Source organism: Pseudomonas sp. REP124 (genome assembly GCF_020164475.1).
In the GTDB taxonomy this organism is placed as follows: domain Bacteria; phylum Pseudomonadota; class Gammaproteobacteria; order Pseudomonadales; family Pseudomonadaceae; genus Aquipseudomonas.
Window position 1 is genome coordinate 1 of the sequence record NZ_JAIQWX010000077.1, and the last position, 22,654, is coordinate 22,654.

The following is a 22,654-nucleotide window of genomic DNA, read 5'->3' on the forward strand; positions in this document are numbered from 1 at the left end:
TCCATGCCGGGTTGCCCACTGCGCAGAACCTCCACTCGGCCTTCCGACGGGGCACTTCAAAATCAAAAGCGAGGCGGCCTACCGGCCGGCCTGGCCGCGGTCCCGTGTAGGTGTTGCCGAAGGCTGCGATTGTTTGATCTTAAAAGATCGCAGCCTCGTTTCACTCGTCAGCTCCTACACACCCCCCACACACGAAACCCACCCGAATCAACATGAAGATCACAACCGCCCGGCCCGCACCTGTTTCCAAAACCTTCAAGGGCTGGAACAATGCGGGCCTCTTTGTAGAGCGTTTTCCGGGGAGTCACGGGTGCAGATTCAGGGTCATTACGAGCTTAAGTTCGAGGCGGTGCGTGAGGCGTTTGCGGCGCTGTTCGAGGATCCTCAGGAGCGTGGTGCGGCGTTGTGCATCAAGGTCGGTGGTGAAACCGTGCTTGATCTGTGGTCCGGCACTTCCGATAAGGACGGCGCCGAGGCTTGGCACAGCGATACCATTGCCAATCTGTTTTCGTGCACCAAGACCTTTACCGCCGTGACTGCGCTGCAACTGGTGGCCGAGGGCAAGTTGCAGCTGGATGTTCCGGTTGCTCGCTACTGGCCCGAATTCGCTGCTGCGGGCAAGGAATCCATCACCCTGCGCCAGTTGCTATGCCATCAGGCCGGTCTGCCGGCGTTGCGCGAATTGCTGGCTCCAGAGGCGCTTTACGACTGGCAAACCATGGTCGACGCTCTTGCTGCCGAGGCCCCTTGGTGGGCGCCGGGCGAGGGGCATGGTTATGCCGCCATCACCTACGGCTGGCTGATCGGAGAATTGTTGCGGCGTGTCGACGGTCGCGGGCCGGGTGACTCCATCGTGGCTCGGGTGGCCAAGCCTTTGGGACTGGATTTCCACGTCGGCTTGGCCGATGAAGAATTTTATCGCGTGGCGCATATTGCCCGGGGCAAGGGTAACGCCGGTGATGCTGCGGCCCAGCGCCTGCTGCAGGTGACGATGCGTGAGCCGACGGCCATGACCACTCGCGCCTTCACCAACCCACCTTCGGTGCTGACCAGCACCAACAAACCGGAATGGCGGCGCATGCAGCAACCGGCGGCTAATGGCCACGGTAACGCTCGCAGTTTGGCCGGGTTCTACGCCGGTCTGCTCGATGGCAGCCTGCTGGAAGGCGAAATGCTCGACGAGTTGACCCGCGAGCACAGCGTCGGCGAAGACAAGACCCTGTTGACCCGCACCCGTTTCGGCCTGGGCTGCATGCTCGATCAACCGGATGTGCCCAACGCTACCTACGGCCTCGGCCCGCGTGCTTTCGGGCATCCTGGCGCAGGCGGCTCCATCGGTTTCGCTGATCCCGAGCACGATGTGGCCTTCGGTTTTGTGACAAATACCCTGGGGCCGTACGTCTTGATGGATCCGCGCGCGCAAAAGCTCGCTCGGGTACTGGCCACTTGTCTGTAAATCCGGTTCACAGGTCGGGAATCCGGAACCTGACAGCCATTTAAGTTTCTAATCCTGCGTTTATACGGGCTGTAGCGGGCCTGCTTTTTTTGACTTCATTTTTTGTGGATATCCAATGTCAACCAAACCAACCCTCGCCTTGGCACTGTGCATCGCTGTTACCGGTTGCGCACAGAACCCGAAAAATGATGCAGATGGCGGCAGCTGGTGGCCGTTCAGTTCCAATGACAAGGTTGCGGCAAAAGAACCGGCTCCAGCTCCTGCACCGGTCAAGCCCGCTGTTGCACCAGTCGCGAAGGCTGATAGCTCCAGCCCCTGGTACTGGCCGTTCGGCTCCGACGAAGTGCTCGACAAGAAGCCGGAAGTGAAGCCTGAAGCCAAACCAGTTGAAGTCGCCAAGGCAAATGCCGACTCGGGCGGCAAGTGGTGGTGGCCGTTTGGCGGCGATGACAAAGCCGCTGCCAAAGCCGTGCCAATGCCGGATCCGAAAGTCACCCAGGCCTGGCTCGACGACTATGAGCCGCGCCTGCGCACCGCGATCAAGGACAGCAACCTGCAACTCGAGCGCCGTGAAAACGTGCTGGTGGTGATCGCGCCGGTCGAAGGGTCGTTCAACCCGGACCGTCCGGCCATGCTGCTGCCGGTAACCCTGGGCCCGTTCACCCGCGTGGCAAAAATCCTCGAAGCTGACCCCAAGACTGCCGTGCTGGTGCTCGGCCATAGCGATACGTCGGGCGCCGCGCCAGCGAACGTCAAGCTGAGCCAGGAACGCGCACAATCTGTCGCGGCGATCTTCCGTCTGAGCGGCCTGCAACGTGATCGCCTGAGCTTGCGTGGCATGGGCGGTGACGCTCCGCGTGCCGCCAATGACAGCAACGAAGGCCGTGCCCTGAACCGTCGCGTGGAAATGCTGGTGACGCCGCAGGACACCATGGTCGCGCTGTTGGCCAAGTACAACATGCCGGCACCGGCGCCTGTACGCATGGTCGCAGCCCAGGACGTCAAGCCGGCCGCCAAGCCAGTGACGCCTGCGCCTGCCGATGCGAAGAAAGCTGCTGCACCGGTTGCCAAGAAAGCCCCGGCGAAGAAAGCCGCCAAGGTCCCAGCCAAGAAGGCACCGGCCAAAACCGCGACCCCGGCGAAAAAGACCGCGCCGGCCAAAGCCGCTGCCGACAGCAAGAAAGTCGCCACCGCCGACGCCACAAAGAAGTGATTCGTTAACCAAAAGGAATGCGCCATGACCAAGGCTCTGGCAGATATGCGCCGCGACTACACCCGTGATGGCCTGACCGAGGCGCAAGCCCCGGCCGAGCCGTTCGCGCTGTTCCATCAATGGTTCGCCGATGCGGTGAAAACCGAGCAGGCACCGGTGGAAGCCAATGCCATGACCTTGGCCACGGTCGACGAGGACGGTCGTCCGCATTGCCGCATCCTGCTGCTCAAAGGCCTGGATGCCCAGGGTTTCACCTTCTTCACCAACTATGACAGTGCCAAGGGCCAGCAGCTGGCCGCGAACCCGTTCGCGGCCATGACTTTTTTCTGGCCGACCCTGGAACGTCAGGTGCGCATTGAAGGGCGGGTAGTGAAAGTGACCCCTGAAGAGTCCGATGCCTATTACCAGGTTCGCCCGCTGGGCAGTCGCCTGGGAGCCTGGGCTTCACCGCAGAGCCGGGTGATTGCCGATCGCGCCGAACTGGAAACGCTGCTCAAGGACACCGAGCAACGTTTCAGCGACAGCCAGCCGCACTGCCCGGAGCACTGGGGTGGTTACCGTTTGTTACCAAAGCGCATCGAGTTCTGGCAGGGGCGCGCAAGCCGTCTGCATGATCGTCTGAACTATCGTTTGCAGGGCGCCGACTGGATTCTTGAACGTCTGGCACCCTAGGCAGTCTACCGATCGGAGTAGCCTGTCGCAGCGGCCTCCAGCCATTGCGGCAGGTCCCGACGCTTGATCTTTTGCGCTTGAGCGTTCGCCAGTTGCTGGAGCATGAATGCTTTTTTGCGTTCGTCTCCGCCAGCCAGTGCCAAGGCCAGATCGCGATCCATCCAGCGTTTTATCCGTACGTACAGCCACCAGTGGAAGTACAACCCGGCGACGGTCGTGATGACAATGATGAAGTAATCCATGAAAATCCTCGCCCAACGGCGCAGATTGCCGAATTTACCGCTAATGTGTGGGAAATCCGCGAGCGCCTGTACTGAAACTGAATGAAAGCAGTTTTATCCGGGCGATGCCGTGACAGGCGTCAAGCCGCGGAGTTTAATGGATACCTGTCCTTTGGAGTTGATGCTATGCGTAAGTCTGTTCTGCTGGTTGCTTCTTTTTCCACGATGGCGATGTTGCTCACTGGTTGCCAATCGAGCCTGACCGGTGACTCTTACTCCCGTGACGAAGCGCGTCGCGTGCAGACCGTTCGTATGGGCACCATCGAAGCCCTGCGCCCGGTGAAGATCGAAGGCACCAAGACCCCGATTGGCGGCCTGGCCGGTGCGGCAGTCGGCGGCGTTGGCGGCAGCGCCATCGGTGGCGGTCGCGGCAGCATCGTCGCTGCAGTCATCGGCGCGGTGGCTGGCGGTCTGGTCGGTTCGGCGGCCGAAGAAGGCCTTACCCGTACCCAAGGCGTGGAAATCACCGTGCGCGAAGACGACGGCAGCATGCGCGCCTACGTGCAACAGGTTCAGGAAAACGAAGTATTCCGCGTGGGCGAGCGTGTTCGTATCGCCACTGTCGACGGTACAAGTCGCGTTACGCACTAAGCGCAAAGCTGGTTAAAGAAAAACCCCGACCAGGTGAACTGGTCGGGGTTTTTTGTGCTTCGGGAAAATGATCGCCGGGTTTATGCGGGTTGCAGCACTTTCTGGCGGCTCGCCATCGCCGTCACCGCATAACCGATCAAGGCCGCCAGTATTGAACCGGTCAGGATGCCCATCCTGTCCATTCCCGCGTATTCGCTGGCGCCCGGTACAAACGCGAGGGATCCAACAAAGAGGCTCATGGTGAAGCCGATCCCGCAGAGAATCGCCACGCCCAGCACCTGGCCCCAGTTCGCGCCCTGGGGCAGGGCGGCGATGCCGGTTTTCACCGCCAGCCATGTAAGGCCGAACACACCGATCGTCTTGCCCAGCAGCAGGCCGATCGCGATGCCCATTGGCACGTGATGGGTGAAGCTTTCGGCGGTCACCCCGCTCAGGGACAGGCCGGCATTGGCAAAGGCGAACAGCGGCAGGATGCCGTAGGCCACCCACGGATGCAGCGCGTGTTCCAGGGTCAGCAACGGCGACGATTCGGCATTGCGGGTGCGCAGTGGAATGCAGAAGGCCAGGGTCACGCCGGCCAGCGTGGCGTGCACACCGCTCTTGAGGACGCAGACCCAGAGGATCAGGCCGATGATCATGTAAGGACCTAGCTTGACCACGCCCAGCCGGTTCATGCCGATCAGCGCCGCGATGCAGGCTGCGGCCAACGCCAGAGAGAGGGTAGACAGGGCGCCCGAGTAGAAGATCGCAATGATGATGATCGCGCCCAGGTCGTCGATGATCGCCAGGGTCATCAGGAACAGTTTCAGCGACACCGGAACTCGCTTGCCCAGCAGCGCCAGCACGCCGAGGGCGAAGGCGATGTCGGTGGCAGTGGGGATCGCCCAGCCGTCCAGGGCCGCCGGATTATCCCGGTTGAGGAACCAGTAGATCAGCGCCGGCACCACCATGCCGCCAATGGCAGCGGCGCCGGGCAGGACGATTTGCGAGGGTTTGGACAGTTGTCCGTCGAGGACTTCGCGTTTGACTTCCAGGCCGATCAACAGGAAGAACAACGCCATCAGGCCGTCGTTGATCCACAGCAGCAGCGGCTTGGCGATCTTCAGCGCGCCGACCTGCGCCACCACCGGCGTGTCCAGCAGGCCGTTGTACAGCCAGGACAGCGAGGAGTTGTTGATGATTAGCGCCAGAACGGCAGCCGCGATCAGTAGCAGACCGCTGGCAGCTTCCAACTGAAAGAAACGTGTGAAAGTGCTACGCAGAGGCAAGGTTCGCTCTCCATCCGAGGTCAAAAGGTGGGACACCCTAACCCGTCCCCTTAGACGTTAAAACAAAAGTTATATTCTTTTTTGTTATATGTCGTTACAGAACGCTCCGGCCTTGCGACCTGAGCCTAGCAGTTGCCGGGCGTATTGAACCCCAGCTGTACCTGTGCGCGATGTAGGTTTTTTCCTAAGCTTGACGTTTGAGTCAGACTCCTGCCGATCCAACGAGAAAAATCATCATGAGCGACAACCGCCAGTGGGCCCGCGAAGCCATCCGGATCATCGAAGCCGACTTCCAGCGTAGCGCCGACACCCACTTGATCCCATTGCCGCTGCCGGGCTTTCCAGGCATCGAGCTGTATTTCAAGGATGAATCGAGCCATCCCACCGGCAGCCTCAAGCACCGTCTGGCCCGTTCGCTGTTCCTGTATGCGCTGTGTAACGGCTGGCTCAAGCCTGGCGCGCCAGTGATCGAGGCGTCCAGTGGTTCGACGGCGATTTCCGAGGCGTACTTCGCCCGCTTGCTGGGCGTGCCGTTCATTGCGGTGGTGCCGGCCAGCACTTCCAAGGAAAAGATCGCGCAGATCGCTTTCTACGGTGGCCAGACGCATCTGGTGGATGACCCGACGCAGATCTACGCCGAGTCCGAGCGCCTGGCGCGCGAGCACGACGGGCATTTCATCGATCAGTTTACCTACGCCGAGCGCGCCACCGACTGGCGGGCGAACAACAACATCGCGGAATCAATCTTCCAGCAGATGCGATTCGAGAAGCATCCCGAGCCGAGCTGGCTGATCTCCAGCCCCGGCACCGGCGGCACCACGGCCACCTTGGGACGCTATGTACGCTATCGTCAGCACTGCACCCGCGTGCTGTGTGCCGACGCCGAGCGTTCGGTGTTTTTCGATTACTACCAGACCGGCGATGCCAGCCTGCGCCTGGATCACGGTTCGCGTATCGAAGGCATTGGCCGCCCACGGGTCGAGGCTTCGTTCCTGCCCAAGGTGATCGATGCGATGGTCAAGGTGCCGGATGCCTTGTCGCTGGCGGCCATGCATTACCTGGCCGAGCGCCTGGGGCGGCATGTCGGCGGGTCGAGCGGCACCAACCTGATCGGCGCCTTGATGGCGGCGCAGCAAATGGCTGCAGCGGGGGAGACGGGGTCGATCGTGGCGATCCTGTGTGACAGCGGCGAGCGTTATGCCACCACTTACTACGATCAGAAATGGCTCAAGGCCGAGGGGTATGAGTTGAGCGGGTTGATGGCGGCGGTGGCCGCGACGGTCGAGCGCGGCGAGGCGCTGCCGGAGAGTGTTTTGCGGGCCAATATCTGAAGTCTTTCAGGCAACAACGGACCAATGTGGGAGCGGGCTTGCTCGCGAAGGCGGAGTGTCATGCACTATCTATGGCGACTGACACTCCGCATTCGCGAGCAAGCCCGCTCCCACAGGGGTTTGTGTTACTTCAGCCAGGGTTTATCAGGCTTCTAGACCCAAAATATCCCGCGCCACCGCCTCGGCAATCCGAATCCCGTCCACACCCGCCGACAGAATCCCGCCCGCGTAGCCCGCGCCTTCACCGGCCGGGAACAGACCCTTCACGTTCAGGCTCTGCATCGACTCGTTACGGGTAATCCGCAATGGCGACGAGGTGCGAGTCTCGATCCCGGTTAGTACCGCGTCGTGCAGCGAGTAACCGCGAATTTGCTTCTCGAAGGCCGGCAAGGCTTCGCGAATGGCTTCGATGGCGAACGCTGGCAAAGCCAGGGCCAAGTCACCCAAGGCAACCCCCGGCTTGTAGGACGGTTCAACGCTGCCCAGCTCGGTGGACGGCTTGCCGGCGATGAAGTCGCCGACCAGTTGCGCCGGTGCTTCGTAGTTGCTGCCACCCAGGACAAACGCGTGGGATTCCAGGCGTTCCTGCAACTCGATGCCCGCCAGCGGGCCGCCCGGGTAATCGACTTCCGGGCTGATCCCGACGACGATCCCGGAGTTGGCGTTGCGCTCGTTTCGCGAGTACTGGCTCATGCCGTTGGTGACCACGCGATTGGGCTCGGAGGTCGCTGCCACCACGGTGCCGCCCGGGCACATGCAGAAGCTGTAGACCGAACGGCCGTTTTTGGCGTGATGCACCAGTTTGTAGTCGGCGGCGCCGAGCTTCGGGTGGCCGGCGTACTTGCCCAGGCGCGCGCGGTCGATCAGCGATTGCGGGTGTTCGATGCGGAAACCCACCGAGAACGGCTTGGCTTCCATGTACACGCCGCGGGCGTGGAGCATGCGGAAGGTGTCACGGGCGCTGTGGCCGAGGGCCAGAATCACGTGTTTCGAATGGATCTGCTCGCCGCCATCGAGTTCGACGCCAACCAGCTGGCCGTCTTCGATCAGCACATCGGTCACCCGCTGCTGGAAGCGCACTTCGCCGCCCAGGGCACGGATTTCCTCACGCATGGTTTCCACCACACCGGTCAGTCGGAACGTACCGATGTGCGGTTTGCTGACGTAGAGGATTTCTTCCGGCGCGCCGGCCTTGACGAACTCGTGCAGGACTTTGCGGCCGACGAATTTCGGGTCCTTGATCTGGCTGTAGAGCTTGCCGTCGGAGAACGTCCCCGCACCGCCTTCGCCGAACTGCACATTGGACTCGGGGTTGAGCACGCTTTTACGCCACAGGCCCCAGGTGTCCTTGGTGCGCTGGCGCACGTCGGGACCACGCTCGAGGATGATCGGCTTGAAGCCCATCTGTGCCAGCAGCAGCCCGGCGAAGATACCGCAAGGGCCGAAACCGACCACCACCGGGCGTGCGCTCAGGTCGGCCGGTGCCTGGCCGACCATCTTGTAGCTGACATCCGGCGCCTCGTTGACGTTACGGTCATCGGCGAACTTGCGCAGCACCGAGCCCTCATCGCGAACGTTGAGGTCGATGGTGTAGATGAAGCACAGTTCGGAAGACTTTTTGCGCGCGTCGTAGCTGCGCTTGAACAAGGTGAAGTCGAGCAAGTCATCGCTGGCGATGCCCAGGCGTTGCACGATGGCAGCGCGCAGGTCTTCATCGGGATGGTCGATCGGCAGCTTGAGTTCGGTGATTCGTAACATGACGGGATCCGGTTCGCGGGGCGCACAACTGCGCCAGGGCGTTTGAAACCGGCGATTATAAGCCGCAAAGGCCGGGTCCCGTGAGGCCTAAACGATCAGTCGTCGCGCGAACCGCCGAAATACCCGCAACCGCGCTGCACCTGGCCGTTGATGCGCAACTCGGCGCTCATGTGCTGGACGCTGCCTGTTTGGCTGTCGATGCAGCGTTGCGGGGCGGCCCACAACTCGATGTGCTGATTGTTGGCTTCGGTGCTGAGGTTGAATCGGCCATCGCCCAGTTGTTCTTCGACATAAGGCACCGCCAAAGGTGGCTGGCCGGTGCGGTCGATGACCATGCCCTTGCCGCTGACGTTCACGCTCCACTCGGGGTTGTGGCCGGCAGCGCGCAGGATCAGTTTTTTGAAATCGGGATCGGCACAGGCATTGGCCGAGCGCTCGACGCGATATAGCTGTTCCAGGTCAAGTTGGCCGTCACCGGAACCGGCAACGATCCGACCGCGCACATCGGCAAAAAGTTTGCCCTGTGCATCGGCCAGGCTGGCGGCCTGTTGCAGGACGCTGGTGTTGCCGGTGTCGTTGACCACAAGACGGCGCTGTTCGCCGCAGGGCTGGAACAGCAGTTTGCCATCGGCTGCGCTCAACTGCCCCTGCATGCGGGTCTGGCCCACATGGGACGCGCTTTCGCGGGATCCGTCGAACAACTGGCAGGCCGCGAACAGGGGGAGCAGGGCAACAACGACTAAGGAACGGGCAACACGCATCTTGGGGTCTCCTGACAAGTGTCGCCACGTTACTCAGCCTGACCGTTCATCACAACCCTCGTGTTGGAGCTGCCGAAGACTGCGATCAGATGTGAAAGGTCTGACCGGTCTGCAGTCCTTCGACACTTTTGGCGTAGGCCAATGCCACATCCACAGCCGGAACCGGTTTGAAGCCGCGGAAGTACGGCGCGTATTTATCCATGGCTTCCACCAGCACGTTCGGGCTGATCGAGTTCACGCGCAGACCGCGCGGCAGTTCGATGGCCGCGGCACGGACGAAGCTGTCCAGTGCACCGTTGACCAGCGCTGCGGAGGCGCCGCTGCGGATCGGATCGTGGCTGAGCACGCCGGTGGTGAAAGTGAACGAGGCGCCGTCATTGGCGAATTCACGGCCGATCAGCAGCAGGTTGACCTGGCCCATCAGCTTGTCTTTCAGGCCCAGGGCGAAGCTGTCCTCGGTCATTTCCGCCAGCGGGGCGAAGGTCACGTTGCCGGCGGCGCAGATCAGCGCATCGAATTTACCGGTTTGTTCGAACAGTTTGCGAATCGAGGCGCTGTCGCTGATATCCACATGGAAATCACCGCTGGTGCGGCCGATGCGGACGATTTCGTGACGTGGGGAGAGTTCTTTGTCGATGGCCTTGCCAATGGTGCCGCCTGCGCCGATCAAAAGGATTTTCATGCTGCCGTTGCTCCAGTGGGTTGAATGTGGCTTCAGTTTAGAGTGGTTTTTTCCATTGATAAGCGCGCTAATAGGCAACCTTTGGTTTTCTATTGGAAACAATCCATGAGCGAGATGGATGATCTGGCGGCGTTTGCGGTGTTGGTCGAGGCGGGCAGTTTCACCCTGGCGGCCCAGCAGCTCGGTTGCAGCAAGGGCCAGCTGTCCAAGCGCATCAGCCAGCTGGAAGCGCAGTTCTCCGTGGTGCTGCTGCAGCGCACCACGCGGCGTCTGAACCTGACGGCGGCCGGCGCGGCGTTGTTGCCCCAGGCGCAGGCGCTGGTGGCCCAGGTCGAACGGGCGCGTCAGGCGCTGGCTCGATTGAAGGACGACATGGCCGGCCCGGTGCGCATGACCGTGCCGGTGTCGCTGGGGGAAACGTTTTTCGATGGCCTGTTGCTGGAGTTCTCCAGCAAGTACCCCGAAGTCCAGATCGAGCTGGATCTGAGCAACGACTACCGCGAACTGTCCCGGGATGGCTTCGACCTGGCGATTCGCTCGGATGCCGCCATCGACCAGCGACTGGTGGCGCGCCCGCTGTTGGCCTGGCACGAAATGACCTGCGCCAGCCCGGCTTATCTGGAGCGCTACGGCGAACCGCAGACGCCCCAGGCGCTGGCCGAACACCGCTGTCTGCTCAACAGCCACTACAGCGGCCGCGAGGAATGGCTGTATCACCAGCAGCATGAGTTGCTGCGGGTGCGGGTCTCCGGGCCGTTTGCCAGTAACCATTACAACCTGCTGAAAAAAGCTGCGCTGGCGGGGGCGGGGATTGCGCGTTTGCCGTCCTACCTGCTGCCGACTGAATTGGCTGAGGGTCGCTTGCGCTGGCTTTTGCGCGACTATCAGACGCGCAGCATGCCGATGTATCTGGTGCACCCGTATCAGGGTGGGTTGCCGAAGCGCACGCAGGTGCTGGCGGATTATTTGATGGGGTGGTTCAAGCGCAGTGGGGAGGCTTTGGACAGGCTCTGACCCTGTGGGAGCGAGCCTGCTCGCGATGGTTTTAGATCCGACATTGATGTCGGTTGATCCACCGCAATCGCGAGCAGGCTCGCTCCCACAGTGGGCATCATTGTGATCGGGACTGTGACAGGCACAAAAAAACGGCCCGAAGGCCGTTTTCTGTTTACCGCAATGGTTCAGCCACCCAGGTACGCTTCGCGCACTTTCGGGTCGGTCAGCAGGCTTTCACCGGTGCCTTGCATCACAACACGGCCGTTTTCCAGCACGTAGGCGCGGTCGGCGATTTTCAGCGCCTGGTTGGCGTTCTGCTCCACCAGGAACACCGTCACACCGTCCTTGCGCAGCTGTTCGATGATGTCGAAAATCTGCTGGATGATGATCGGTGCCAGACCCAGCGAAGGCTCGTCGAGCAGCAACAGCTTGGGCTTGCTCATCAGCGCACGGCCGATGGCGAGCATTTGCTGTTCACCGCCGGACATGGTGCCGCCGCGCTGGTTGAAGCGTTCTTTCAGGCGCGGGAAAAGTCCGAGGACCTTGTCCATCTGTTCCTGATAGTCGCCCTTGTCGGTGAAGAAACCGCCCATGGCCAGGTTTTCTTCCACGGTCAGGCGGGAAAACACCCGACGACCTTCCGGCACCACCGCGATGCTCTTGCGCATGATCTGCGAAGAATCCTGACCGACCAGTTCCTCACCCATGTAGCGGATGCTGCCGCTGTGGGCCCGCGGCGAACCGCACAGGGTCATCAGCAGCGTGGACTTGCCGGCACCGTTGGCGCCGATCAGCGTCACGATCTCGCCCTGGCGGACTTCGACGTTGACGCTGTGCAGGGCCTGGATCTTGCCGTAGAAGGTGGAAACGTTTTCGAACTGCAGCATTTACGCTTCCCCCAGGTAGGCTTTGATCACATCAGGATTGTCGCGGATCTGTTCCGGCGTACCGTCGGCCAGAGGCGTGCCCTGGTTGATCACGACGATGTGGTCGGAAATGCTCATGACCAGTTTCATGTCGTGTTCGATCAGCAGCACGGTTACGTTGTGCTCCTCACGCAACACGCTGATCAGTTGCTTCAGATCTTCGGTTTCCTTGGGGTTCAGGCCGGCTGCCGGTTCGTCGAGCATGAGGATCCGCGGGCGGGTCATCATGCAACGGGCGATTTCCAGGCGACGCTGCTGACCGTAGGCCAGGGTGCCGGCCGTACGGTTGGCGAATTCGCGCAGGTTGACCTTGTCCAGCCAGTACTCGGCGTATTCCATGGCCTCGCGTTCGCTCTTGCGGAACGACGGAGTCTTGAACAGGCCGGACAGGAAGTTGGTGTTCAGGTGGCGATGCTGGGCGATCAAGAGGTTCTCGACCGCGGTCATGTCCTTGAACAGCCGCACGTTCTGGAAGGTACGCACCACGCCTTTGAGGGCGATCTTGTGGCCCGGCAGGCCTTCGATGGCTTCGCCGTCCAGCTTGATGCTGCCGCCGCTCGGCTTGTAGAAGCCGGTCAGGCAGTTGAACACGGTGGTCTTGCCGGCGCCGTTGGGGCCGATCAGCGCAACCACTTGTTTCTCCTTCACGCTCAAGCCAACGCCATTGACCGCCAGCAGGCCGCCGAAGCGCATGCTCAGATTTTCTACTTTAAGGATCTCGCGGCTCATTTGCGCAGCTCCATGTGAGGACGTTGCATGGGCAGCAGACCCTGAGGGCGCCAGATCATCATCAGTACCATCAAGGCACCGAACATCAACATGCGGTATTCGCTGAACTCACGCATCATTTCCGGCAGCAGGATCATCACCACGGCCGCCAGGATCACGCCCAGCTGCGAGCCCATGCCACCCAATACGACGATGGCGAGGATGATCGCCGACTCGATGAAGGTGAAGGATTCCGGCGTCACCAGACCCTGACGGGCAGCGAAGAAGCTACCGGCGAAACCGGCGAAGCTGGCACCCAGGGTAAAGGCCGACAGTTTGATGATGGTTGGATTCAGACCCAGGGCGCGGCAGGCGATCTCGTCTTCACGCAACGCTTCCCACGCGCGGCCCAGTGGCATGCGCAGCAGGCGGTTGATGACGAACAGAGCAGCCAGTGCCAGGAGCAACGCGACCAGGTAGAGGAAGATCACCTTGTTGATCGAGTTGTATTCCAGGCCGAAGTACTCGTGGAAGGTCTGCATCCCTTCGGCGGCCTTGCGCTCGAAGGTCAGGCCGAAGAACGTCGGTTTCTCGATGTTGCTGATACCGTTCGGACCACCGGTGATATCGGTCAGGTTACGCAGGAACAGACGGATGATTTCACCGAAGCCCAGGGTCACGATCGCCAGATAGTCACCACGCAGACGCAGGACCGGGAAGCCCAGCAGGAAGCCGAAGGTGGCCGCCATCAGGCCGGCGATCGGCAGGCAGATCCAGAAGCTCAGACCGTAGTAGTGCGACAGCAGCGCGTAGCTGTAGGCGCCGACGGCGTAGAAGCCGACGTAACCGAGGTCCAGCAGACCGGCCAAGCCGACCACGATGTTCAGGCCCAGGCCAAGCATCACGTAGATCAGAACCAGTGTCGCGATGTCCACCGCGCCACGGGAGCCGAAGAACGGCCAGATCAGGGCACCGGCAATGAGCGCGATGATGATCCAGCGCTGAGTGGTCGGCAGGGTCAGGAAGTTGCTGGCCTTGGCCGGAATCAGCGGACCCCGGGACGACGAACGCCAGACGGAGCTGATCTGCTGGTCGAACAGCACACGCAGGAACATCAGTACCGAGCACAGGGCGATGGTGATCAGCGTGGTGGTGCTGGTGCCGTGGACTTCCAGGTTGATGCCGACGATGGTCAGCTTCAGACCCAGTACCGGGTAGGCGACAGCCCACACCAGCAAGGCACTGAACAGTGCCTGTTTAAGATTCCTAGTCATACTTTCTCAACCTCCGGACGACCCAGCAGGCCGGTTGGCCGGAACAACAACACCAAAACCAAGAGACCGAAGGCCACGACGTCCTTGTACTGGTCGCCGAAAATATCGGCGCCGAAGGCTTCCGCTACACCCAGTACCAGCCCGCCGAGCATGGCGCCCGGAATGCTGCCGATACCGCCCAGTACCGCTGCGGTGAAGGCCTTGAGGCCGACCAGGAAACCGGCGTTCGGGTTGATCACGCCGTATTGCATGCTCAGCAGCACGGCCGCGACGGCCGCCAGTGCGGCACCGATGACGAAGGTCAGGGCGATGATGTTGTTGGTGTTGATACCCAGCAGGTTGGCCATCTTGATGTCTTCGGCACAGGCGCGGCAGGCGCGGCCCAGGCGAGAGCGGGAGATGAACAGGGTCAGGCCGAGCATGGCGACCAGGGTCACCACGAACACCACGATTTGCATGTAGGAAATCAGCACTTCATGTGCGCCACCTGGACCGAAGGCAAAGTTGCCCGGGATCAGGTTGGGAATGGATTTGTCCTTGGAGTCTTGCGCCAGCAGAACCGTGTTCTGCAGGAAGATCGACATGCCGATGGCGGAAATCAGCGGGATCAGACGGTTGCTGCCGCGCAAGGGGCGATAGGCGATCCGTTCGATGCTGTAGCCGTAGGCACTGGTGACGACGATGGTCGCCAGGAAAGCGGCGGTCATCAACAGCGGAACGCTGTCGAGTCCCAGCATGGCCAGGCCCGCGATGGCGATGAACGCCACGTAGGAACCGATCATGTACACCTCGCCGTGGGCGAAGTTGATCATTCCAATGATGCCGTAAACCATCGTATAGCCGATGGCGATCAGGGCATACGTGCTGCCAATGGTCAGACCATTAACCAGCTGTTGGAAGAAGTGATAGATGTCAGGCATTACAGCGCTCCTAAAAACCTGATACGCATTTCACTGGTGGAGTCATTTTCCCGCCCGGGCCCCGTGGATCTGCATCCACTTCGAATCCGGGTTTTGCCAGCGAACCGCTGATGACGGTTTTGAGATTTTCAGGTGGGGAGACTAGCGGATCACGCCAGCACGGCCCAGGTACGTTCGTAAAACAAAGCCCACGGCGTGCCGTGGGCTTTGTGGGCAGTCAGTCAGGCAAGGCCTTACTGAGGCGAAGCTTCAGTTTTTGGTTTGCCGAAGTGCCACTCGTAAACCACGAATTTGAAGTCTTTCAGGTCGCCCTTGTCGTCGAAGCTCAGGTCGCCGGTAGGAGTCTTGAAGGTGCCTTTGTGGATGGCTTCAGCCACTTTGGCGGTGTCTTCGGACTTGGCGGACTTGATGCCTTCGGCGATCACTTCCACAGCCGAGAAGGCCGGGAACACGAACGGACCGCTTGGATCTTCTTTCTTGGCCTTGAATGCATCAACCAGGGCAACGTTGGCAGGATCCTGGTCGAAGGACTTCGGCAGGGTTACCAGCAGGCCTTCGGAAGCGTCCTTGGCGATCTGCGAGATGGAATCGTTACCCACGCCTTCCGGACCCATGAACTTGGCTTTCAGGCCTTTTTCCTGGGCTTGACGCAGGATCAGACCCAGCTCCGGGTGGTAGCCGCCGTAGTAGACGAAGTCGACGTTGGCTTGCTTGAGCTTGGCGATGATCGAGGAGAAGTCCTTGTCGCCGGCGTTGACGCCTTCGAACACGGCAACCTTGACGTTCTTGCCTTCAAGGGTCTTCTTCACGGCGGTGGCGATGCCTTCACCGTACTGTTGCTTGTCGTGCAGAACGGCAACGACTTTAGGTTTTACGTGATCGGCAATGTAGTTACCGGCGGCAGGGCCCTGGGCGCTGTCCAGACCGATGGTACGGAAGATCATTTTGTAACCACGGGCGGTGATGTCCGGGCTGGTGGCAGCCGGGGTGATCATGATCACGCCTTCGTCTTCGTAGATGTCCGAAGCCGGTTGGGTGGAGCTGGAGCACAGGTGGCCGACCACGAACTTGACGCCGTCGTTGACGACCTTGTTCGCTACCGCTACCGCTTGTTTCGGATCACAGGCGTCGTCGTACTCGACGGCTTCGAGTTTCTTGCCGTCTACACCGCCTTTGGCGTTGATTTGTTCGATGGCCATTTTGGCGCCACTGAACTGCATGTCGCCGTATTGGGCTACAGGACCGGTTTTAGGGCCGGCGATGCCGATCTTGATGGTGTCAGCTGCGAACGAATGGCTGGCAACCCCGGCCAGAACCATAGCGGCAAACAGTTTGGAAATCTGCTTAGTAGCCTTAGTCATAGTGCTCCACTCTTACTGTTGTAGTTTTTATAGTCCTGGCGCCTCAGGCAGCAGAACCGGGTCAGTGTCCACGACATTCCCCGGAAAAGCCCCTCGGCAACTGTACCGGTACAGTGTAGAGCGCCGATTGTCAGCCTGGGAAGCTGGCGCCGGGGGGCAAAACTTGGGGGTGTCGCTAATTTGAAAGAAAAAGACAGAATTGCGGCGGGGTATTGACGGGCTTATAGCCAGATTCCGTGCATTCCTTGGCTTTCCTGCTCTTTTCATTCGGTACTGCAAATTGCTACCGGGTTTTTCTGCCAGACCACCGACGTTATCATTGCGTCAATTTCATTTCCGGACAGACCCATGAACGAAGAACCTAGCACCCTCTATGCCAAGCTGCTTGGTGAAACCGCATCTATTTCATGGAAGGAACTGGAGCCGTTCTTCGCCAAGGGTGCCCTATTGTGGGTCGACCCGACTCTGGATTTGATCGCCGCCGCCGAAGCCGTGGCCAGCGATGAGGGCGAGAAAGTGGCTGCCTGGTTGGCCGACGACAAGCTCGCCAAGCTGTCTGAAACGCGGGCGCTGGATCTTTTCGAGCGTGATCCGGAATTGTGGGCGGTGGTGGTTTCGCCGTGGATCCTGATCCAGGAAAGAGCAGGGGATTGAATGTGTGCACCTTGTTGGTGCGCGATTCCTGCGGCTAAAAGTGTGTAGCCGAGTAGCGTGATGGCACCTTGCCGTAGAGAAAGGCCACAGCCTCACGGTGACGTAAACGTAACGGGAACAGTTGAAGGGGTGGCCAGAGGGCTGCTCAATTGTTTCCGGGGTGACAATCTGTAAGTTCAGCGGTGGATGTCAGACCGCTTTCGCGAGCAAGCCCGCTCCCACATTCGATCGCATTCCTCCTGACGGAGCGCGGTCAAATGTGGGAGCGGCGGTGCGACGATTCGACTTGCTCGCGAATGGCGCGCCGCTTAGTAAGCGGTCTTGCCCGTATGGTTATTGAGCGAAATGACCTTGGTCTTGCCAATGCGGTGACGGTAGATCTCGCGCAGGTACTTGATCGCCTTCTTCACGCAATCCCGGGACAGGCGGATGTCGTTGATCGAGACGAACTTGTCCTTGTCGTTGATCAGCTCGCGGTATTTCTTCTCGTACATCGGCTTGATCGCGTACCAGTTGGTATCGAGGATCTTCGCCGGGTTCTCGAACTCGTTGAGCAGGTCGTCGATGCGTTCTTCGTCGAATTGCTCGCTGATGATGAAGTCCAGGATCGAGTGGTCCAGGGTGTCATCGAAGCGGTACGGATTACGGGCGAAGCAGCGCTTGATGAAGGCCACGATCAGGGTCAGGAAATCGTCCGACAGGCACGGGCTCTTGGCGATCAGGGTGGTCAGCGACAGGTTGGCCGAGGCGCCGATCACCAGCGCGTAACGCTTGAGCGTGGTGTTGGGAAACAGGCTGTTGAGGTGAGTCTTCAACCGGTTCAGGTCCATGTAGGACAGTTTGTAGTCCTTGGGCAGCGAGACGATCGAGACAACCGATGAGCAGTTCTTGAAGAAATGCAGGTCGTGCAGCGCCGCGGCGTCGTAGCCCGAGTTCTTGTACTGCTCCAGCGACGCGCGGTAGCGCTTGGACTCGATCGGCAGCAGGCTGATGCCTTCGATCGCCTGGGTGACCTTGTTGAAGTGCGGCAGGTCGATGGAACGGAAGAACAGGTCGTCGATGTTCAGGCGCTGCTGTTCTTTCTCGAACACCTTGAACTTGTCTCCGGTCGGCGCCGGGGTTTCCGGGACGACGGACTCGGCGTAGGCGATTGCCACCGGGCCGGCGAGACTCATGAACAGGTCGTTGGCGTCCAGGCGAATGGTTTCGCCGATATCGATGCCGGCGCGTCGGAAATAGTTCTGGTCGTAGTCGGTGGTGACCGCCTGCGCCGTCAGAATGTTGAAGATCTGCTGCGAGATGTACTGGTTGGCATGCTTTTCCATGGCATTGACATCAATGTTCTGGATGTTGCCGTCATCGTTCTCTTCGGCGTAACGCATGATGTCGTTGGAGATCAGCATCATCGCGTTCCACGGGCGGATACGGCCCATGACGCTGGCTTCGCTGCTGTCTTCGTTGGCGAAGTTGTAGGAGAAGTCCCACTCTTCCGACAGATATTTACACAGCAGCCGACCGGCGTTGATGTGCAGCGCTTCGGACATTTCGCTGCGGTGGTCGGAAATGTTCGGCAGGACGCAGATGCCGCTGGTGAAGATCGGCTCGAAGACGAAGGAGTGACCGCTCTTGCTGTCGTGCTCGTCCACCGGCTTGGTGTCGAACGTCTTGTTCATGTACGAGTGCTGCTGGGCCAGGCCGAATTCCGAGGCCATGCCCGAACCCGTACCGCCGCCGGCGCTGAAGATCGAGAAGTACAGGCGCGACTGGTTGGCCTTGATGCCGCAGCTGTCGATCAGGTACGAGTGGATCATTTTCCAGTCGGGGCTGGAGAAACGCTGGGTGTCCTTGTTCAGGATGATCTTGGCCAGGTACTGGCCGAGAATCGGCGCGTTACCGGCGCCACCGGCATGGACTTCCGACAGGTCCATGATTTTCATTTTGCTGTAGTCGCGCAGGAAACCGCTTTTTTCGCCCTTGCGCGAGAAGCGGATGCGGCCGGCGATGTCCTTGTCCAGATCGCCCAGCATCACCAGCGGCTCGACCAGGAACACCGGTTTGGTGGCCTTGTTCGGCATCAGGCGCAGGTTGTTGCGGATCCACTGCGCCGGGCTGTAGCCCTTTTCGGCGTAGCGCTTGTCCGGCGACAGACGATCTTCGTTGTTGAATTCGTTGAGGTAGAACTTGCGCGCGTTGTACACCAGTTCGGCGACGTCCAGCGCAATGTTCGAACCGCAGCGCCCCAGGCCGATCAGGCACACCGACGGGAATTCCTGGTCGTTGTGCTGTTCGTTGTCGACTTCCAGATGCGGTGGGCGCGGGAACACCATGTCGCGCAGGCCGTCGAGGTTATCGAGTATGCGGTCGGTGTTGGTCTCGGTGAAATACAGGTATTGCTGGGTTCCCAGCGGGCGTGACGGGAGCAATGGCTTCGATGAAACCGGGGTGTTTGCCGCAGGGCTCAAGGTCAGGTCGGAAACCGCAGTGGCCGGATTGTTTTTGGAAGTCATTGTTCGCCATCTACCTGGGCTGTTTTGGTCGCACGACTGGGTCGTCGAACCGTCACGGAATGAGAACTCGCGTCTTTTATCAGCGCGTATTTAATCCAAGCGTCAGAGGCCGCGGCCTGAGGTTCGCTCGGGGAAATCCTTTTCTGCTCACGATGAATCGGCCACTATTTGGCGTTCTTTAATCGAAAAGAGGCAAAATGATGTCAACGCTACCTTCGTTGGGGTTTGCCGGAATTGGCCTGATGGGCCTGCCAATGTGCCTGCGCCTGCTGGCGGCGGGGTATCCGCTGACAGTGTGGAACCGCAATCCGGCCAAGTGCGCGGCACTGGTCGAGGCCGGTGCCCGGCAGGTCGCGAGCCCCGCGCAGCTGTGCCAGCACGCTGACGTGGTGATGTTGTGCCTGGCGGACACTTCGGTGGTGCGTGACGTGGTGTTTGGCGCGGCGGGCATCGTCGAAGGCGCCAAAAGCGGTCAGTTGCTGGTGGACTTTTCCAGCCTGGAACCTACCGCGACCCGGGAAATGGCGGCGGAACTTGCCAGCCGCACCGGCATGGCCTGGCTCGATGCGCCGGTGTCCGGCGGCGTGGTCGGTGCCGAGGCGGGCAGTCTGGCGATCATGGTCGGCGGCGAGGCGGCGGATCTCGAGCGCGTCAAACCGGTCCTGCTGAGTCTCGGGCAGCGCGTGACGCACATGGGCGCGGTCGGGGCAGGGCAGGTGACCAAGGCCTGCAACCAGATGATCGTGGCCTGCAATGCGCTGGTGATTGCCGAAGTGGTGGCGCTGGCCGAGCGTTCCGGGGTCGATGCCAGCCTGATCGCCGAGGCGCTGGCCGGTGGCTTTGCCGACTCCAAACCCCTGCAGATCCTTGCCCCGCAAATGGCCGAGAGCCGTTTCGAACCGGTGAAATGGCACGTGCGCACTTTGCTCAAGGATCTGGACACGGCGGTGAAGTTTTCTCGTGAACAGGGCTCGGCGACACCGGTCAGCGGCCTGGCGGCGCAACTGATGCGGCTGCATGGCAGCCAGGGGAATCTGGAAAAAGACCCTTCTACATTAGTGCGGATGTACCGCGAACCAGACTCAATGGCGTAAGCGAGAAGCGGTTCTTGCGCTGGTTGATCTCGTTCAGCACCGGTAGCAGCTCCGACAGCGGTACCGGGCGGCTGAGCAGGTAGCCCTGAGCGAAATCGCAGTCGTGGCTTTCGAGGAACTGATATTGCTCGAAGGTCTCGACGCCTTCGGTCACCACTTCCAGGTGCAGGGTATGGGCCATGGCGATGATCGCCTGAACGATCTCCATGTCCTGGGTCGAATTGGGAATCTCCTGAATGAACGAGCGGTCGATCTTCAACGTGTTGAGCGGCAGACGCTTGAGGTAGGCCAGGGACGAGTAACCGGTGCCGAAATCATCGATCGACAGCGCCACGCCCAAGGCCTTGATCTGTCGCAGCAGTTCCAGGGTGTCGGCGATATTGCCCATCAACGCATTTTCGGTCACCTCCAGTTCCAGCCGTTGCGGCGCCACCCCGGCGCTGCGCAAGGCCTGCTCGATCTGCCCGGCCAGTTCCTCGCGGGCCAGACTCAGGGGCGAGCAGTTCACGGCGATTTTCAGGGACTCGCAACCCTGTTTCGACAGCTCACCCAAGTCCTCGCAGGCCTTGTGAAGCACCCAGTTGTCCAGCTCGGCGATCAGGCCATTGGCTTCGGCGAGGGGGATGAACCGGTCAGGAGCGAGCAATCCGTGGACCGGATGTTGCCAGCGAAGCAATGCTTCAAGTTTGCCGACCTCGCCTGTCTTCAGGTTGTAGATCGGCTGGTAAAAGAGCATCAGCCCGGCGTCTTCGCGCAACGCGTGGCGCAGCTCTTCCTCCAGTTGCAGCTCCAGCGTGGCGCGGGTCTTGAGGTTGGCGCTGAAGAAGTTCAGGCCGTTGCGCCCACTGCCTTTGGACTGATAGAGCGCCAGGTCTGCGTGTTTCAGCAGTTCGTCACAGGTCGTGCCGTCCTCGGGGAACAGGCTGATACCGATGCTGGTGGTCATGACCATGCGCCGCCCGGCCAGCTCGATCGGATCCTTCATTTTCAACATGATGCGCTGGGCCAGTTGTCGGGCTTCTTCGCGATCCTGCAGATTGATCAGCACGCAGAACTCATCGCCGCCGAAACGCGCCACCACGTCTTCGTGGCTGCGCACCGAGCTTTTGATGTGGTCGGCCAAGACCTTGAGCAATTCGTCTCCGGCGTCGTGGCCGAGGCTGTCATTGATGCGCTTGAAGTGGTCAATGTCGAGGAACAGCACGGCCATGATGCCGCCGTCGTGGGTTTTCTCGATGAGCTTTTCGGCAAACAGCTGGTTGAATCCGCGGCGGTTGATCAGGTTGGTCAATGGATCGAAGTGTGCGACCTGCTGCAGTGACGCCCGCGCCTGATCCAGCTGGCTCAGAAGGGAGTTGACTCGCTGCAGGTCTTTTTCCTTGTGTTGCAGCTTCTTGTCCGCCAGCGCCGCGCTGATGCTGCTGCCGATGATCAGCAGGGTGATGACCGCCACTGTCAGGCCCAGTTGAAAGTGATTGTTCGCCCCTGGTTGAGTCAGGACGCTGCCGGCGGGCAGCACCAGGTCGAAGGCCGCCATGCCGGTGAAGTGCATGCTCACAATGCCGGTGCCCAGCACCAGGCTGGCGCAGTACTTGAGCAGTTGATGGAACATGCCGGTGCCGCTACGCAGGTAACTCGACAGCAGCAATGCCGCGAGGCTGGCGCCGATCGCAATCACGATAGACAGGGCAAACAGGATCGGCTGGTAGTAGATGACCGCCTGCGAGCGCAGGGCGGACATGCCCACGTAATGCATGGTGGCGATACCCAGGCCGACCCAGATCGACGCTTTCAGGCAATGCCAGAAGCTCAAGGCGGGGCGACTGAGGGTTTGCATCGCCAACCATGACGCGATCAGGGCAATCAGCAGAGAGGCAAGTGTAACCGGCAGCTGGTAGTGCACATTGATGGGGGCCTGGAAGGCCAGCATGCCGATGAAGTGCATGGCCCAGATGCCACCGGCCAGACAGCCGGCGCCGACCCAGCGCCAGAGCCGGCGAGAGGCGGCCTTGTCGGCATGCGCGACCCGCTCGGCCATGTCCAGCGTGGCGAAGCTGCCGGCACAGGCGACCAGAAATGCCAGAAGGACCAGAAACGGGTCATGTACACAATTGAGTATGACCTGCCCGTTTTCTGGCAGCCCGGCAGCGAAATGCAGGCCCAACCACTCCATAAGATGCCCCGTTCGTTCCTTTGACCGG

At 60.6% G+C, this 22,654-nt stretch carries 20 protein-coding genes; 8 read left to right on the forward strand and 12 right to left on the reverse strand.

All coding sequences use genetic code 11. The features are described from left to right. Window positions 1–310 precede the first annotated feature (310 nt). From K9857_RS18570 to pdxH, 3 genes are all read left to right on the forward strand, one after another. Window positions 311–1,456 carry a serine hydrolase domain-containing protein gene (locus K9857_RS18570; RefSeq protein ID WP_224538111.1) on the forward strand — a complete coding sequence of 382 codons (1,146 nt, stop codon included), beginning with the start codon at window positions 311–313 and terminating at the stop codon, window positions 1,454–1,456. Window positions 1,457–1,571: 115 nt separating this feature from the next. After that, entirely contained in the window at window positions 1,572–2,669 is a 1,098-nt protein-coding gene (locus K9857_RS18575; protein ID WP_224538113.1) for an OmpA family protein, read from the forward strand. A gap of 24 nt (window positions 2,670–2,693) precedes the next feature. Beyond that, complete coding sequence (pdxH, locus tag K9857_RS18580; RefSeq protein ID WP_224538116.1) at window positions 2,694–3,341, forward strand: pyridoxamine 5'-phosphate oxidase; 648 nt, start codon at window positions 2,694–2,696, stop codon at window positions 3,339–3,341. A gap of 5 nt (window positions 3,342–3,346) precedes the next feature. On the opposite strand, the gene K9857_RS18585 is transcribed toward pdxH, so the two are convergent. Beyond that, window positions 3,347–3,583 (reverse strand): hypothetical protein, encoded by a 237-nt coding sequence (locus K9857_RS18585; protein WP_224538117.1) that lies wholly within the window; start codon window positions 3,581–3,583, stop codon window positions 3,347–3,349. 165 nt (window positions 3,584–3,748) lie between these two features. On the opposite strand from K9857_RS18585, the gene K9857_RS18590 reads away from it, so the two are divergent. Next, a complete protein-coding gene (locus K9857_RS18590) occupies window positions 3,749–4,213 on the forward strand; it encodes a glycine zipper 2TM domain-containing protein (RefSeq protein ID WP_056856122.1) in 465 nt (154 codons plus the stop codon). 80 nt (window positions 4,214–4,293) lie between these two features. Here the strand turns inward: K9857_RS18590 and nhaA are convergent, their stop codons facing one another. Next, a complete protein-coding gene (nhaA, locus tag K9857_RS18595) occupies window positions 4,294–5,481 on the reverse strand; it encodes a Na+/H+ antiporter NhaA (RefSeq protein WP_224538119.1) in 1,188 nt (395 codons plus the stop codon). Between the two features lie 233 nt (window positions 5,482–5,714). Here nhaA and K9857_RS18600 point away from each other — a divergent pair, with 233 nt between their 5' ends. Further along, window positions 5,715–6,812 (forward strand): PLP-dependent cysteine synthase family protein, encoded by a 1,098-nt coding sequence (locus K9857_RS18600; RefSeq protein ID WP_224538152.1) that lies wholly within the window; start codon window positions 5,715–5,717, stop codon window positions 6,810–6,812. Between the two features lie 144 nt (window positions 6,813–6,956). Here K9857_RS18600 and K9857_RS18605 read toward each other — a convergent pair whose 3' ends face one another. From K9857_RS18605 to K9857_RS18615, 3 genes are all read right to left on the reverse strand, one after another. After that, window positions 6,957–8,570, reverse strand: a complete 1,614-nt coding sequence (locus K9857_RS18605; protein WP_224538121.1) for an NAD(P)/FAD-dependent oxidoreductase — start codon at window positions 8,568–8,570, stop codon at window positions 6,957–6,959. Window positions 8,571–8,665: 95 nt separating this feature from the next. Beyond that, the gene (locus K9857_RS18610) at window positions 8,666–9,331 is read right to left on the reverse strand and encodes a COG3650 family protein (RefSeq protein ID WP_224538123.1); all 666 of its coding nucleotides are present in this window, start codon (window positions 9,329–9,331) and stop codon (window positions 8,666–8,668) included. 85 nt (window positions 9,332–9,416) lie between these two features. Then, a complete protein-coding gene (locus tag K9857_RS18615; protein WP_224538125.1) occupies window positions 9,417–10,013 on the reverse strand; it encodes a short chain dehydrogenase in 597 nt (198 codons plus the stop codon). A gap of 105 nt (window positions 10,014–10,118) precedes the next feature. Here K9857_RS18615 and K9857_RS18620 point away from each other — a divergent pair, with 105 nt between their 5' ends. Then, complete coding sequence (locus K9857_RS18620) at window positions 10,119–11,027, forward strand: LysR family transcriptional regulator (RefSeq protein WP_224538128.1); 909 nt, start codon at window positions 10,119–10,121, stop codon at window positions 11,025–11,027. 167 nt (window positions 11,028–11,194) lie between these two features. Here K9857_RS18620 and K9857_RS18625 read toward each other — a convergent pair whose 3' ends face one another. From K9857_RS18625 to K9857_RS18645, 5 genes are all read right to left on the reverse strand, one after another. After that, on the reverse strand, window positions 11,195–11,896 hold the full coding sequence (locus K9857_RS18625; RefSeq protein WP_175379892.1) for an ABC transporter ATP-binding protein: 702 nt from the start codon (window positions 11,894–11,896) through the stop codon (window positions 11,195–11,197). Continuing rightward, the gene (gene livG / locus K9857_RS18630) at window positions 11,897–12,664 is read right to left on the reverse strand and encodes a high-affinity branched-chain amino acid ABC transporter ATP-binding protein LivG (protein WP_224538129.1); all 768 of its coding nucleotides are present in this window, start codon (window positions 12,662–12,664) and stop codon (window positions 11,897–11,899) included. It lies immediately after the preceding gene. Next, window positions 12,661–13,917, reverse strand: coding sequence for a high-affinity branched-chain amino acid ABC transporter permease LivM (locus K9857_RS18635; RefSeq protein WP_224538131.1), 1,257 nt, complete (start codon window positions 13,915–13,917; stop codon window positions 12,661–12,663). Before K9857_RS18635 ends, livG begins: the two co-directional genes overlap by 4 nt. After that, window positions 13,914–14,837, reverse strand: coding sequence for a high-affinity branched-chain amino acid ABC transporter permease LivH (gene livH, locus K9857_RS18640; protein ID WP_224538132.1), 924 nt, complete (start codon window positions 14,835–14,837; stop codon window positions 13,914–13,916). Before livH ends, K9857_RS18635 begins: the two co-directional genes overlap by 4 nt. Before the next feature lie 233 nt (window positions 14,838–15,070). Beyond that, entirely contained in the window at window positions 15,071–16,198 is a 1,128-nt protein-coding gene (locus K9857_RS18645) for a branched-chain amino acid ABC transporter substrate-binding protein (protein WP_224538134.1), read from the reverse strand. A gap of 348 nt (window positions 16,199–16,546) precedes the next feature. On the opposite strand from K9857_RS18645, the gene K9857_RS18650 reads away from it, so the two are divergent. Next, window positions 16,547–16,852, forward strand: a complete 306-nt coding sequence (locus K9857_RS18650; protein WP_224538135.1) for a DUF2288 domain-containing protein — start codon at window positions 16,547–16,549, stop codon at window positions 16,850–16,852. A 308-nt stretch (window positions 16,853–17,160) separates the two neighbouring features. On the opposite strand, the gene K9857_RS18655 is transcribed toward K9857_RS18650, so the two are convergent. Continuing rightward, window positions 17,161–19,359 carry a hypothetical protein gene (locus K9857_RS18655; RefSeq protein ID WP_224538138.1) on the reverse strand — a complete coding sequence of 733 codons (2,199 nt, stop codon included), beginning with the start codon at window positions 19,357–19,359 and terminating at the stop codon, window positions 17,161–17,163. A 197-nt stretch (window positions 19,360–19,556) separates the two neighbouring features. Between K9857_RS18655 and K9857_RS18660 the strand changes: the two genes are divergently transcribed. Further along, on the forward strand, window positions 19,557–20,453 hold the full coding sequence (locus K9857_RS18660) for an NAD(P)-dependent oxidoreductase (protein ID WP_224538140.1): 897 nt from the start codon (window positions 19,557–19,559) through the stop codon (window positions 20,451–20,453). Here the strand turns inward: K9857_RS18660 and K9857_RS18665 are convergent. Further along, a complete protein-coding gene (locus tag K9857_RS18665; RefSeq protein WP_224538141.1) occupies window positions 20,410–22,626 on the reverse strand; it encodes a putative bifunctional diguanylate cyclase/phosphodiesterase in 2,217 nt (738 codons plus the stop codon). The two genes, K9857_RS18660 and K9857_RS18665, sit on opposite strands and share 44 nt — an antisense overlap. Window positions 22,627–22,654: the final 28 nt, after the last annotated feature.

Bases quoted from the DNA above. Each gene is read 5' to 3' on its own strand.
- K9857_RS18605 (WP_224538121.1), bottom strand. From the start codon at position 8,570: ATGTTACGAATCACCGAACTCAAGCTGCCGATCGACCATCCCGATGAA.
- K9857_RS18620 (WP_224538128.1), top strand. From the start codon at position 10,119: ATGAGCGAGATGGATGATCTGGCGGCGTTTGCGGTGTTGGTCGAGGCG.
- livG (WP_224538129.1), bottom strand. From the start codon at position 12,664: ATGAGCCGCGAGATCCTTAAAGTAGAAAATCTGAGCATGCGCTTCGGC.
- K9857_RS18625 (WP_175379892.1), bottom strand. From the start codon at position 11,896: ATGCTGCAGTTCGAAAACGTTTCCACCTTCTACGGCAAGATCCAGGCC.
- K9857_RS18665 (WP_224538141.1), bottom strand. From the start codon at position 22,626: ATGGAGTGGTTGGGCCTGCATTTCGCTGCCGGGCTGCCAGAAAACGGG.
- K9857_RS18615 (WP_224538125.1), bottom strand. From the start codon at position 10,013: ATGAAAATCCTTTTGATCGGCGCAGGCGGCACCATTGGCAAGGCCATC.
- K9857_RS18610 (WP_224538123.1), bottom strand. From the start codon at position 9,331: ATGCGTGTTGCCCGTTCCTTAGTCGTTGTTGCCCTGCTCCCCCTGTTC.
- K9857_RS18585 (WP_224538117.1), bottom strand. From the start codon at position 3,583: ATGGATTACTTCATCATTGTCATCACGACCGTCGCCGGGTTGTACTTC.
- K9857_RS18635 (WP_224538131.1), bottom strand. From the start codon at position 13,917: ATGACTAGGAATCTTAAACAGGCACTGTTCAGTGCCTTGCTGGTGTGG.
- K9857_RS18645 (WP_224538134.1), bottom strand. From the start codon at position 16,198: ATGACTAAGGCTACTAAGCAGATTTCCAAACTGTTTGCCGCTATGGTT.
- pdxH (WP_224538116.1), top strand. From the start codon at position 2,694: ATGACCAAGGCTCTGGCAGATATGCGCCGCGACTACACCCGTGATGGC.
- livH (WP_224538132.1), bottom strand. From the start codon at position 14,837: ATGCCTGACATCTATCACTTCTTCCAACAGCTGGTTAATGGTCTGACC.
- K9857_RS18660 (WP_224538140.1), top strand. From the start codon at position 19,557: ATGATGTCAACGCTACCTTCGTTGGGGTTTGCCGGAATTGGCCTGATG.
- K9857_RS18575 (WP_224538113.1), top strand. From the start codon at position 1,572: ATGTCAACCAAACCAACCCTCGCCTTGGCACTGTGCATCGCTGTTACC.
- K9857_RS18650 (WP_224538135.1), top strand. From the start codon at position 16,547: ATGAACGAAGAACCTAGCACCCTCTATGCCAAGCTGCTTGGTGAAACC.
- K9857_RS18590 (WP_056856122.1), top strand. From the start codon at position 3,749: ATGCGTAAGTCTGTTCTGCTGGTTGCTTCTTTTTCCACGATGGCGATG.
- K9857_RS18655 (WP_224538138.1), bottom strand. From the start codon at position 19,359: ATGACTTCCAAAAACAATCCGGCCACTGCGGTTTCCGACCTGACCTTG.